The organism is Thiocapsa rosea (genome assembly GCF_003634315.1).
Lineage (GTDB): Bacteria > Pseudomonadota > Gammaproteobacteria > Chromatiales > Chromatiaceae > Thiocapsa > Thiocapsa rosea.
Genome location: NZ_RBXL01000001.1, coordinates 3123741 through 3137088, shown reverse-complemented (window position 1 = coordinate 3137088; position 13348 = coordinate 3123741). Strand labels below are relative to the sequence as shown.

9 protein-coding genes are annotated in these 13348 nt (G+C 64.1%); 7 read left to right on the top strand and 2 right to left on the bottom strand.

The genetic code is table 11. From position 1 onward, the window contains the following. Positions 1-127 precede the first annotated feature (127 nt). Positions 128-814, bottom strand: a complete 687-nt coding sequence (pgl, locus tag BDD21_RS14055) for a 6-phosphogluconolactonase (protein WP_245969600.1) — start codon at positions 812-814, stop codon at positions 128-130. A gap of 74 nt (positions 815-888) precedes the next feature. Between pgl and BDD21_RS14050 the strand changes: the two genes are divergently transcribed. The 4 genes from BDD21_RS14050 to BDD21_RS14035 all read left to right on the top strand — a co-directional run bounded on the left by BDD21_RS14050 (position 889) and on the right by BDD21_RS14035 (position 8630). Further along, positions 889-1854: a response regulator gene (locus tag BDD21_RS14050; RefSeq protein WP_120797677.1), complete on the top strand. Its 966-nt coding sequence runs from the start codon at positions 889-891 to the stop codon at positions 1852-1854. Positions 1855-2219: 365 nt separating this feature from the next. Next, positions 2220-4616 (top strand): phosphoketolase family protein, encoded by a 2397-nt coding sequence (locus BDD21_RS14045; RefSeq protein ID WP_120797676.1) that lies wholly within the window; start codon positions 2220-2222, stop codon positions 4614-4616. Positions 4617-4840: 224 nt separating this feature from the next. Further along, entirely contained in the window at positions 4841-7369 is a 2529-nt protein-coding gene (locus BDD21_RS14040; RefSeq protein WP_425470250.1) for a glycogen/starch/alpha-glucan phosphorylase, read from the top strand. 829 nt (positions 7370-8198) lie between these two features. Next, positions 8199-8630 (top strand): PIN domain-containing protein, encoded by a 432-nt coding sequence (locus BDD21_RS14035; protein ID WP_120797675.1) that lies wholly within the window; start codon positions 8199-8201, stop codon positions 8628-8630. Positions 8631-8763: 133 nt separating this feature from the next. Here the strand turns inward: BDD21_RS14035 and BDD21_RS14030 are convergent, their stop codons facing one another. Then, on the bottom strand, positions 8764-9549 hold the full coding sequence (locus tag BDD21_RS14030) for a hypothetical protein (RefSeq protein ID WP_120797674.1): 786 nt from the start codon (positions 9547-9549) through the stop codon (positions 8764-8766). 452 nt (positions 9550-10001) lie between these two features. On the opposite strand from BDD21_RS14030, the gene BDD21_RS14020 reads away from it, so the two are divergent. The 3 genes from BDD21_RS14020 to BDD21_RS14010 are packed head-to-tail and all read left to right on the top strand — an operon-like array spanning position 10002 to position 13334. Beyond that, entirely contained in the window at positions 10002-10202 is a 201-nt protein-coding gene (locus BDD21_RS14020; protein ID WP_120797672.1) for a hypothetical protein, read from the top strand. Between the two features lie 20 nt (positions 10203-10222). After that, entirely contained in the window at positions 10223-12970 is a 2748-nt protein-coding gene (locus BDD21_RS14015; RefSeq protein ID WP_120799927.1) for a sensor histidine kinase, read from the top strand. Beyond that, the gene (locus BDD21_RS14010) at positions 12963-13334 is read left to right on the top strand and encodes a response regulator transcription factor (protein WP_120797671.1); all 372 of its coding nucleotides are present in this window, start codon (positions 12963-12965) and stop codon (positions 13332-13334) included. The genes BDD21_RS14015 and BDD21_RS14010 overlap by 8 nt, the downstream gene beginning before the upstream one ends. The last annotated feature ends 14 nt before the right edge of the window (positions 13335-13348 follow it).

Genomic DNA, 13348 nt, shown 5'->3' with positions numbered 1-13348 from the left:
TTGTCGTTGTCGTTGTCGTTGTCGTAATCGACCCTCGATACGACTACGACAACGACAACGACAACGACAACGATAATGATCTCGGACGTTCTCGGAATCTCTGCACTGCGCCACTAGACCTTCAGCGTCAATCCCCCGCGGCATCGGGATCCATCAGCACATCCGTCCTGCCCAGGGCCGCGACCCGCGCGACCGGCAGGTCCGCACCGCGACGCCAGGCCGCGAGCGCCTCGCGCTTGCCCGCACCCGTGACCAGGATCAAACGCTCCGGGGCAGCGGCGAGGGCCAAGGGGGTCAAGGTCACGCGATCGGGCGGCGGTTTCGGGGCCTCGTGCACCGGCGCCGCCCGCACGTCGGCCGGGGTCTCATGACCGGGAAAGAGGCTCGCGGTGTGACCGTCCTCGCCCATGCCCAGCAGAATCAGGTCGAAAGGCATCTGGGTTGCGATCAGCGCATCGTAGCGTCGCGCCGCCGACTCTGCCCCCGCTTCGGCAGGAATCCAGTGAAGATTGACCGACGGAATCGGAACGCGCTCGGTCAGGGCCGACGCGATCGCACGACTATTGCGCTCGGGATCGTCGGGCGCGAGGCATCGCTCATCGCCGAGAAAGAGATGCCAATGCGCCCAATCCTCGGGCTGATGGACCAGTCGATCGTAAGCGGTCAAGGGGGTGCGACCTCCGGCCAGAACACACAGAAACCGCCCTCGTAACGCGATGGCACGGCGCGCCGCGGCGCTGATTCGGCGCGCCGTTTCCTCGGCGACCGCCCCTGTCGAATCGAACCGAATAAAGCGGATCATCTGCTCGCCCATGGCACTTTGCCCCCTCCGACCAGTAAACTGACGGCGTTTCCCCACCTGACGGATACCGCACGTCCCGACCCGATATGAAGATCCTCTTGATCGACGACTCCAAAGTCACGCGGTACGCCCTGCGCATCGAGCTGAAGAATCGCGGTATCGATGTCGATACCGCCGACTCCGCCGAGGCGGCCTTGGAGATCCTGAAAAGCCAGATCCCGGATGCGATTCTCATGGATCATATCATGCCGGGTTTAAACGGCCTGGAGGCACTGGAGATCATCCGTGCCGATCCGCGCACGGCCCACGTGCCGATCGTGCTCTGCACCTCGCAGGAGGATAGCGACTTCGCGGCAGCGGCCCGCAAGAAGGGCGTGCTCACCATCCTGCCTAAATCGCTCGCCGCAGAGCGACTCCCCGAGGTCATCGCATGCCTGCGCGCAGCGATCGACAACAACACCCCGGCCGCGCCCGCGCCGGTGAAGATGTCGCAGGCCAACAAGCCCGTTGCAGACCCGGCAACCTCGCCCGGCCCGCTGAGCGAGGCCGAGCTGGTCGCCTTGATCGACGAGCGCTTGGAGGCGGGCATCAACAAACGCTTGACGATCCTCGTGGAGTCCCTGCGGCGCGACCTCACCGAGATCTCGATCGCCGAGGCGCGCCACCTCGTCGAGGAGCGACTCGCCGCGGAGCATGCCGCGCGCGCCGCCGCACCGCCCGGCGCAAGCCAGCAGGATCTCGGCGATCTCGAGACGCGTCTGATCCGCGAGATTCTCCCGAACCTGATCGGGGATCGTGTCGCCGCATCGCTCGCACGCCAACGCCACGAGATCATCGAGGAGTTGAGGCAATCGCTCCCCGACATCAGGGTGCAGCCGAGCGTAACGGGCGACGGGGCCGTCTCCGGCGAGCACGCGCCTTCCGGGCCGCAAGCCGGATCGCGCCGCAGTGGTTCCGACCTTGAGGTCGTCGACGCCGCCGATCGCCTGCGCGACATGGCAACCACCGCGCTGCAATCACTGCGCGCGGCACTCAAGCGCCACGATCGCTGACCCTGGCCCCGTTGGACAGAGCCCTCGGCGGCCGGAGGATCAGCCGTGCGGGGGTTCGTCGCCGTCGCGCGGCTCCTCATTCGACGGACGGTCCTCAGAGCGATTCCGATCCCGTCGCGCGGCGATGAATTGGGAGTAGACCAGCCAGGCGGCTAGCGCCATGAATCCGTAAAACTCGATTGCCTTCAGCGAATTGCCATCCACTCGATGTCCTCCGTTGCGCGTGCTGCAGGGCCGTTGGAGGCCGCAGGGATTGCGCCGCTGCAGCCGTCGATCACCGGGGCTCCATCGCTCCCCGTCACCTCGCGTTCATCCGAGTCTTTTACTATGCTCGCACGACCGACGACGGACACACGGAGAACCCCATGACGACAAGCAGCCTCTCCACGACCGAGATCGACGCCAATCCTTTGTCCCCCGAGCTTCTCTCCAAGATCGATGCCTACTGGCGCGCCTGCAACTATCTCGCTGCGGGCATGATCTACCTTCGGGACAACCCGCTGCTGCGCGAGCCGCTCGCCGAGGGCCATCTGAAGAAACGCCTGCTCGGTCATTGGGGCGCGAGTCCCGGCCTGTCCTTCATGTACGTGCATCTCAACCGCATCATCCGGGAGCATGCACAGGAGGCGATCTTTCTCGCCGGTCCGGGTCACGGCGCACCGGGCGTGCTCGCACCTGTGTATCTGGAGGGCACCTACTCCGAGATCTACCCCAATAAGAGCGAGGATGAAGAAGGCATGCGCGCCTTCTTCAAGCAGTTCTCCTTCCCGGGCGGCATCGGCTCGCACTGCACGCCGGAGACGCCTGGCTCCATCCACGAGGGCGGCGAGCTGGGTTACTCGATCTCGCATGCCTTCGGTGCTGCCTTCGACAATCCAAACCTTTTGGTCGCCGTAGCGGTCGGCGACGGCGAGGCCGAGACCGGACCGCTCGCGACCTCCTGGCATTCGAGCAAGTTTCTCAACCCCGTCCGCGACGGCGCGGTGCTGCCGATCCTCCATCTGAACGGCTACAAGATCAACAACCCGACCCTGCTCGCACGCATCCCGCGCGAGGAGCTTGCCGAGCTGATGCGTGGTTACGGCTGGACGCCCTTCTTCGTCGAGGGCGACGACCCCATGACGATGCATCAGACCATGGCCGCCACCTTGGATGCCTGTCTGGCCCAGATCCGCGCTTTTCAACAGGAGGCCCGCACGAGCGGCACGGCGACGCGCGGCCATTGGCCGATGATCGTGCTGCGCACACCCAAGGGCTGGACCGGCCCCGCAGAGGTCGACGGCAAGAAGGTCGAGGGCTTCTGGCGTGCCCATCAGGTGCCGCTGTCGGGCATGCACGACAACCCGGCCCATCTCAAACAGCTCGAAGACTGGCTGCGCAGCTACAAGCCCGAGGAGCTGTTCGACGGCGCGGGCAGGCTGATCCCGGAGCTGCGCGCGCTGGCCCCGGAGGGGACGCTGCGCATGAGTGCGAATCCGCACGCGAACGGCGGACTGTTGCGCCGGGCATTGCGCATGCCGGACTTTCGCGACTATGCCCTTCAGGTGGCCGCGCCGGGGAAGATCCGCGCCATGAACACCAAGCCGACGGGTGAGCTGCTGCGCGACGTCATGGCCAAGAACATGGACAACTTCCGTGTCTTCGGCCCGGACGAGAACACCTCGAACAAGCTCGACGCGATTTACGAGGTCTCCAAGAAGCTCTGGCTCTGCGAATACAAGGAGGAAGACGCGCAAGGCGGGGAGCTCTCCCCGGACGGTCGCGTGCTCGAGATGCTCTCCGAGCACACCTTGGAGGGCTGGTACGAGGGCTATGTCCTGACCGGTCGGCACGGCTTCTTTGCGACCTACGAGGCCTTCGTCCATGTCATCGACAGCATGTACAACCAGCACGCCAAGTGGCTGGCGATCTGCGAGGAGATCCCCTGGCGGGCGCGCATCTCCTCTCTAAACCTCTTGATCACCTCGACCGTCTGGCGCCAGGACCACAACGGTTTCACCCATCAGGATCCGGGCTTTCTGGATGTCGTGGTGAACAAGAATCCGGAGGTCACCCGCATCTATCTGCCGCCGGACGTGAACACCCTGCTCTCGACAGTCGACCACTGTCTACAGAGCCGCGACGACATCAACGTGATCGTGGCCGACAAACAGAACCATCTCCAGTACCTGGACATGGACGCCGCCATCAAACACTGCACCAAGGGCATCGGCATCTGGGATTGGGCGAGCAACGACCAGGGTGTCGAGCCCGACGCCGTCATGGTCGGCTGCGGCGACATCCCGACCAAGGAGGCGCTGGCCGCCACCGCCCTGCTGCGCGAGCACTTCCCCGACATCCGACTGCGCTTCATCAATGTCGTGGATCTCTTCCGGATGCAGCCGGCCGGGGAGCATCCCCACGGACTGAGCGATCACGACTTCGACAGCCTTTTCACCAAAGACCGGCCGGTGATCTTCAACTTCCACGGCTATCCCTGGTTGATCCATCGCCTCGCCTACCGCCGCACCAATCACAAGAACCTGCACGTGCGCGGCTACAAGGAAAAGGGCAATATCAACACGCCGCTGGAACTCGCCATCGAGAACGAGATCGACCGCTTCAGCCTGGCCATCGACGTCATCAACCGGGTGCCGCGTCTGCAGGTCGCGGGTGCGCATGTGAAGGAGAAGCTGCGCGACATGCAGATCGACTGCAGAAACTACGCGCACGAGCACGGCATCGACAAGCCCGATGTCGATGACTGGATTTGGCCATTTTAAACCGCGCCCGGTGCGGTATGCGTCATTTGTTGGAATGGCTTGGCCGCGCCAGCTCCGACGACTGTCGGAGCTGGCGCGGTTTAAAATATTGAAAAAATTAAATTTTAAACCGCGTCGCACCGAGATCGAGGATATCTCCAAAGCCAAACGAAAAGTGAAAATGACGCATATCGCTCTGAACGCGGTTTAAGCCCCAACCCCTGGTCTGCCGACGAGACGCCGCCATGAACATAGCAGTCGCCCACGACCCCGAGGCCCCGGCCGAGACCGAAACCGAGGCCCCGGCGACGTCTCACGAGCATACCCGCACGGGCATGTCGAAGGCGTCTCTGAAGCAGGCCTACATCGACAACCTCTTCTATATTCAAGGGCGTTTCCGCGAGGTCGCCACGCCCCACGATCTCTATATGGCCGCCGCCTTCACGGTGCGCGATCGCATGTTGGAGCGCTGGGTGAAGTCCGCCCAGGTCTACAAGTCATCCCGGGCGCGCACCGTTTGCTATCTCTCGGCCGAGTATCTGCTCGGCCCGCATCTGGCCAACAATCTGGTGAATCTCGGGATCGCGGAGGTCGCCCAGCGCGCGGGCGAGGAGTTGGACCTCGATTTCAAGGCCATCCTGGAGGAGGAGGAGGAGCCGGGTCTGGGCAACGGCGGACTGGGTCGGCTGGCCGCCTGTTATATGGATTCGCTGGCGACGGTCCAAATCCCGGCGATCGGCTACGGGATTCGCTACGAGTTCGGAATCTTCGACCAGATCATCGAGGACGGCTGGCAGGTCGAGCGCAGCGACACCTGGCTGCGCAACGGCAACCCCTGGGAGATCCCGCGGCCCAAGATCAGCTTCCCCGTCATGTACGGCGGCCATACCGAGCACTATCGCGACCAGGCGGAACGCCCGCGTGTGCGCTGGATTCCGGATATGGTGATCAGCGGCGTTGCCTACGACACCCCGGTGCTCGGTTACGGGGTCGGCAACGTGAACCTGCTGAGGCTCTGGAAGGCGGAGGCAACCGAGTCGTTCGATTTCCAAACCTTCAATGTCGGGGACTATTACGGTGCAGTCCACGCCAAGATCGAGGCCGAGACCATCTCGAAGGTCCTCTATCCGAACGACGATCCCGAGGCCGGCAAGGAGCTGCGTCTGAAGCAACAATATTTCTTCGTGTCCTGCTCGATTCAGGACATGATCCGGCTGCATCTGAACACCGTCGGCCCTCTGGAGACCTTCCACGAGAAGTTCGTCGCCCAGCTCAACGACACCCATCCGGCGATCGCCGTGGCGGAGCTGATGCGTCTGCTCATGGACGATCACGCCGTGACCTGGGACGATGCCTGGGCCACCACGCGCGCGACCTTCTGCTACACCAACCACACCCTGCTGCCGGAGGCACTGGAGACCTGGTCGGTCGCACTCTTCGAGCGATTGCTGCCTCGCCATCTGGAGATCATCTACGAGATCAACCGACGCTTTCTCGACGAGGTGCGCGTGCGGTATCTCGGCGACGAGGAGCGTGTGGCGCGCATGTCGCTGATCGACGAAGCCGGCGGGCGGCGGATCCGGATGGCCCACCTGGCCGTGGTCGGCAGCCGTGCCGTGAACGGGGTCGCCGCGCTGCATTCGGAGCTCATCAAGACCACGCTCCTCAAAGATTTCTACGAGATGGCGCCGGAGCGCTTTCACAACGTCACCAACGGCGTGACGCCTCGTCGCTTCATCGTGGTCAGCAACCCGCGTCTGGCGGAACTGATCACCGAGGTGTGCGGACACGACCGCTGGATCCGCGATCTCGACTCGCTGCGCGAGCTCGAAGCCCACGCCGACGATCCCAAGCTCCAGGCGCGTTGGCGCGAGGTGAAAACCGCCGCCAAGCGCGATCTGGCGGTCTGGCTGAAGCGCCATGCCGGGGTCCTCCTCGATCCGCAGACCATGATGTTCGACATCCAGGCCAAACGGCTGCACGAGTACAAGCGTCAGCACCTGAACGTTCTGCACATCATCCGCGTCTACCAGCGCCTGAAGCAGAACCCGAATCTCGGCATGGTCCCGCGCGCCTTCATCTTCGGCGGCAAAGCGGCGCCCGGCTATTACATGGCCAAGCTGATGATCAAGCTCATCAACGCGGTCGCCGAGGTGATCAACAACGACCCGCAGGTCAACGGCTATATCCGCGTCGCCTTCATGCCCGACTTCAACGTCAAGAACGGGCAACGGTTGTATCCGGCCGCGGATCTCTCCGAGCAGATCTCGCTCGCCGGCAAGGAGGCGTCGGGGACCGGCAACATGAAGTTCTCGATGAACGGCGCGCTCACGGTCGGCACGCTCGACGGGGCCAATATCGAGATCCGAGAAGAGGTTGGAGCGGAAAACTTCTTCCTGTTCGGCATGACGGCCGAGGAGGTCCGCCGCAAGCAAGACGAGGGCTACCGGCCTTGGGACTACTACCACGGCGACCAGGAGCTGAAATCGGACATCGATCTCATCGCCTCGGGGCTATTCTCGCACGGCGACACCAACCTCTTCCGCCCACTCACGGAGCACCTCATCCATCAGGATCCCTTCATGGTATTGGCCGACTATCGCGCCTATCTGGAGTGCCAGGACAGGATCAGCACGGTCTACGACCGGCCCGCGGAGTGGGACCGCATGTCCATCCTGAACGTCGCGCGGATGGGCAAGTTCTCCTCGGACCGATCCATCCGCGAGTATGCAGAGCGGATCTGGAGCATCGAGCCGCAGCCTCTCGGGGCCTGAACCGCGCCCGGCGCGGTATGCGATGTTTTTGGATGGGATCGGCCCCGGCAGACTTGACGGCCGCTGGAGCCGGCGCGCGCACGACGCTTCTCCGGCGTTATCTCGTGTACCCTCGGCGCTCTGTGCGACCTGCAGGCCGGGCGGAGGTGATGCGCAAGGCCACTCCCGACATAGAGGACGTCGACGAAGCCACATTCAACAAAAACGAAGAACATTTTTAATATCATGCCGCTCCGTCTCGAGGGATCGGGCATTGAGACTGCCTATTTTCACTATCGTTGATCCCGGACAAGAGAAGCTGAAACAGCGGGGTTCTCCGATAGTAATGATACGGACACCTCCGCATACTGACGCGGACACGCAAAGCCAAGATCGAAAGACGACGAGCAGAGAAGATGGAGACGCTCAACAAGGTCGCCGACGTACCGCATGGAATGCATCTCTGGGCGACAGACGTCTCGCCGCGTTGCAACCGGTCACTCCGAGCGGCACCCTGGTACTCGATGCGGTCTTGCTCGGATCGGGCTTGTTTTCACGACGAGGCCGCCGACATTCAGTCCCCGCGCAGGGTGTTCGATGCCCGACTGCCGAGCGACGCAGCCGGCGCCGCTCGAAGCCACGTCCGTGATGATCCCCGCTTCATCTCGACTCGCAGCGATTCCGGAACACACCTCAGCACCCCGACTCCCGAGACGGCGGTACCCCGCCGACCACGCTGCGGCCGTGTCGCATCCGGCCGCGCAGGAGGCGATTCCGAACGCCTTCAATAGAGGGCTCCCGATTCGGACACCCAAGGATTCAAACAACCAACGAAGCAAGGAGGAAGGCGATGATCGCAACGCCCAAGACAATTGTCGATATCACGGTCTTGATGGACGCACTCAACAACGAGCAGGAGCCCGACAACGCATCGAACGCCATCCTCTCTCTCGCGGCCAAGGGCCGCATTCAAGGCTATGTCTGCGCCGCAGCCATCGACCCGCTCCATTCCCAGCTCGCACGCAAGCTAGGCAGAACCCGCGCGCGATCGGCGATTCAGCGCGTTTGTACCATCCTGGCGATCGCTCCGGTGGATGCCGCAGTGATCGACGGTGCCATCGGTCTCGGCTGGCAGGACCTCGACGATGCCCTCACCTTCGAGAGCGCGCGCAGGATCGGACTCGACTGCCTCGTCACCCTCAACGGCCCCGATTTCGACCATCCATCATTCACCATTCAGGAACCCGCAGAGTTTATCCAAGCCATTGCACAACAACCTTGAGGCCCAAGAGGGCTAGCGAGCCGCAGAGGCTCAACCCACGACCCGGATCCTCGACCGTGTGCGTCACTGCGGCGATCACGGCACGCGGCGCAGAGCGCCACCAGGATGCGTGACACCAGGGACCGGAAAGCCGTTACTGCGAGCACTCACTGACCGCCAGCTCGCAGTCCGAGGAACCGGTCTCGCAGAAGTCCAAACAGGTGAAGAGCCGCCCTTCGAAGGCGGCATCCACCGCGACATGCCCGGATTCGGCACGCACCTCGAATCCGGGCTGGGAAGGCGGTTGGTGCTGCACCAGTGCAAGTCGATCGGCCGGGTAAGAGACGTCCAAGGCCACCTGCATGGGGTAGTAGCCGTCGAGAAAGCGGCGCATATAAGGGCCGTTGCGCAGCCGGTAACGCCCGTCGCCGAGAGCGAACAGGGCGCGGGTCTCGGCGCGGATGCAGAGTGTCGCCTCGGGCGTGATATCCGTGAGCTGGACCGAAGGCCCCTCCACCCAGGCACGCCCGATCCCGTGCGCGCTGACCACCTCCAGACTGCGGATCCGCTCGGCGCTGAAGAGGATCTGTGCCGCGCGGACCGCGTCGAGATTCTCGTGACACTGGGTCAGCTCGATCCATCCCTCGCGCAGACTCTCGGCCCCGATACGAATCCGATTGACGTGCCGATGGGTGTCGGCGGCACGTTCGGGTCCGACGAATCGAAGCTCGCCGTCACTGACCGCCGCGATACGCGCCTCGAGGTCCATCTCGGGCCAATCCTCTTCGTCCGCCAGCGCGGACTCGGTGAGCGCGAATCCTCCTGTCAGGCTCCACAACAGCAGCATGCAGGCCCAACTCGGCGCTCCGGATGGACGCACGCGCGCGGGGTTCCGCGATTCGGCGATCGGGATCATGGTCGGTGTCATGGATTGCAGCATGCTCGCTCCTCATCGCACGGGGACATCGAAATTGGTGTCGGGTTCGGGTTCGGGTTCGTTCGACGGAGTGTCACGCCACGTTTCCTCGAAAAGGTCGTGAAAGCCCTGCTCGCTCACGGAGGTTTTCAGCAGCGTGCGATTCCCCGACGCCGCACCCGTGATGGTCGTACTCAAGATATGTGAGAGCGGACTGAAGCAATCGAAACCCGTTCCCGTGTCGACAGACCAGACGACCGGTTGTTCGCTCACGATACCGCGCGCACGTGGTTTTTTCGTAAACCCGGGCGCGTCCCGCACCCGTCGGGGCATGGCGCGCCGACGAGGCGGATTGCCCCCGGCGAGGAAGTATCAGGCCGGCCCGGCGTGCGCGGGGCGTGCAATGCGCCGAAAAACCCGCGTGTGCTCGGTATATACTCCGCAAGCATGCCCGAACCTCATCCGGTCACCGGCCTATGCCCCGTGCAACCTTGCTGCGACAACGCCTGCTGCTGCTCTTCCTGGGCGGGATGCTGCTGCTGTTCTCGCCGCTGGTCATGCAGTTCGAGACGCTCGGGCGCTGGCTCGGGATCCCGGTCCTGTTGATCTATCTCTTCGTCACCTGGGCCGCGTTGATCGCCATCGCGGCCTGGATCGTGTCGCGCACACGCGATTGATCCGCGCGAGCACCGGCGCAATGATCAACGGCCCGCTGATTATCGGGATCTCGTTCGCCTACCTGGGACTCCTCTTCGCGGTCGCCTACTGGGCCGATCGGCGCGCCGAGCAGGGACGCTCGGTCATCGCGCGCCCGACGATCTATGCCCTCTCGCTCGCCGTCTATTGCACCGCCTGGACCTTCTACGGCAGCGTCGGACGCGCCACCGAGAATGGCCTGGGATTCCTGCCCATCTATCTGGGTCCCACCCTGATGGTGATCCTGTGGGGCTCGCTGCTGGTCAAGATGGTGCGGGTCAGCAAGGCCGAGCGCATCACCTCCATTGCCGACTTCATCGCCTCGCGTTACGGCAAGAGCCAGGTGCTAGGCGGCTTGGTGACCGTCATCGCCGTGATCGGCGTGGTGCCCTATATCGCGCTGCAGCTCAAGGCGATCGCCTGGAGCTTCACCATCCTGTCGCATTATCCGCAGGTCCGAATGCCGGTGCACGGCGACGGACCCTTTTGGGGCGACACCGCCTTCGTAGTCGCACTCCTGCTGGCCGCCTTCACCATCCTGTTCGGCACCCGGCATCTGGATGCGAGCGAGCGCCATGAAGGGCTGGTCGCGGCCATTGCCTTCGAATCCATCGTCAAGCTCGTCGCGTTTCTCGCAATGGGACTCTTCATCACCTTCGGTCTCCTTGGATTGGGCGGGCCGGCGTTGCCCCCGATCCCGGACAGCCCGCTGCTGCTTCCGTTGCTCGAGCCGAGCATCTCGCCCTTTGCCGACTGGTTCGCCATCTCCTTGCTGGCCGGCCTGGCCGTCATTCTGCTGCCGCGCCAGTTCCAGGCCGCGGTCGTGGAGAACAGCGACGAGCGCCATCTGCGCCGTGCCATCTGGCTGTTTCCGCTCTATCTGCTGCTCATCAACCTCTTCGTGGTCCCGATCGCCATCGCGGGACTCCTGACCTTCCCGGACGGCACGGTCAACGCCGATACCTTCATGCTGACCCTGCCGATCGCCTTCGAGCAGCCCTGGCTCGCGCTCCTGGTCTACATCGGGGGGCTCTCGGCGGCGACCGGTATGGTGATCGTGGAAACCATCGCACTCTCGACCATGGTCAGCAACGATCTGATCCTGCCCGCGCTGCTGCACCGCTGGCGCCGACGCCCGCCGGCCGCGGATCTCGGGCGTCTGCTGCTCACCATTCGGCGCGGCGCCATCGTGGTGATCCTCCTGCTCGGTTTCCTCTACTACTGGCTCGCCGGCGAGGCCTATGCCCTGGTCGGAATCGGTCTGATCAGCTTCGTGGCCGTCGCGCAGTTCGCACCGGCCGTGATCGGCGGGCTCTATTGGCGGGGCGGAACGCGCGAGGGCGCACTTGCGGGCTTGTTCGCGGGCTTTTTGGTCTGGATCTACACGCTCCTGCTGCCCTCGTTCGCGAAGTCCGGTTGGCTCCCGCCGGCCTTCATGGAATCGGGTCTCGGCGGGGTCGACATCCTGGCTCCGATGGCGCTGTTCGGCCTCACCGGCTGGAACGAGATCACACATGGTCTCTTCTGGAGCCTGACGGCGAACATCGGCGCCTTTCTATTCGTCTCCTCCCTACGCGCACCCAATGTCGCGGAGGCATCCCAGGCCGGGATCTTCGTGGATGCCTCGCGCCGCACCGCGCTCGCGAGCGCGCCGCTGTGGCGCGGGAGCGCCGAGATCGCGGAGCTGATGAGATTGGCCGAGCGCTTCCTCGGATCGGTACGCACCCGCGCGGCATTCATCCAGTACGCCCGATCGCGCGGCGCGGTCTCGCCCGAGGCGCTTCCGGCCGATGCTGAAACCGTCTATTTCGCCGAGACACTCCTCTCGGGGGCGATCGGCGGCGCCTCGGCCCGGGTGATGGTCGCCTCGGTGACCGACGAGGAGCCGCTCGGGCTCGACGAGGTGCTGAACATCCTCGACGAGGCATCCCAGATCCGGGCCTACAGCCGCCAGCTCGAGCAGAAATCACAGGCGCTGGAAGCCGCCACCGAGGAGCTTCGCGCGGCCAACATCAGGCTCCAGGATCTGGACCGCATGAAAGACGATTTCATCTCATCGGTCACCCATGAGCTGCGCACGCCGCTCGCCTCCATCCGCGCCTTCTCCGAAATCCTGTTCGACGACCCCGACATCGACCTCGAGCAACGGCGCCGCTTCCTCGGCATCCTGGTCAGCGAGACCGAGCGACTCTCGCGCCTGGTCAACCAGGTGCTCGATCTGGCCAAGATCGAGTCCGGCCATGCCGATTGGCGCACCGAGGTGGTGGAGCTTCAGACCGTCATCCACCAAGCCGTGTCGGCCACCGAGCAATATGTCGAGGAGCGCGGCTGCCGCGTCCATCTGGAGCTGCCCGGCGAGTCCGCCATGGTCTGGGGCGACCGCGACCGCATCGTTCAGGTGCTGGTGAACCTGCTGTCGAACGCCGCCAAGTTCGCCCCGACCGGATCGGGCGAGGTCTGGATCGGACTCGCGCGCGCCGACGCGGCCTGGCGGGTCTGTGTCGAGGACAACGGTTACGGCATCCCCGAGAGCGACCTGGAGCTGGTCTTCGAGAAGTTCCATCAGACCGCCCGGGGCGGCGCCAAGCCCGGGGGGACCGGGCTGGGTTTGCCCATCAGCCGTCGAATCATCGACAATCTGGGCGGTCGCATCTGGGCGGAAAGCGCGCCCGAAAAAGGTGCTACCCTTTGCTTCGAGCTGCCCGCCCATCCGGGTAACCCAACGGACCGTAGGCCTGACCATGAATAAGCGGATCCTGATCGTCGACGACGAGCCCAACATTGTCATCTCGCTTGAGTTTTTGATGATGCGCGAAGGACACGAGGTGCGCGTGGCGCGCGACGGCGAGGCCGGTCTGGCCGCCGTGCGCACGCATCGCCCTGACCTGGTGGTGCTCGATGTGATGATGCCCAAACTCGACGGCTTCGCCGTACTCGAAGCGGTGCGCGCCGATCCGGGGCTGGCCGGAACGCGAATCCTGATGCTGACCGCAAAGGGGCGCGATGCGGAGCAAAACAAGGGGCTCGCCCTCGGTGCCGACGCCTACATGTCCAAACCTTTCTCGACCCGTGACCTGGTCGACAAGGTCAAGGAACTGCTCGAACGCACCTGACGAGGACGGAGTAA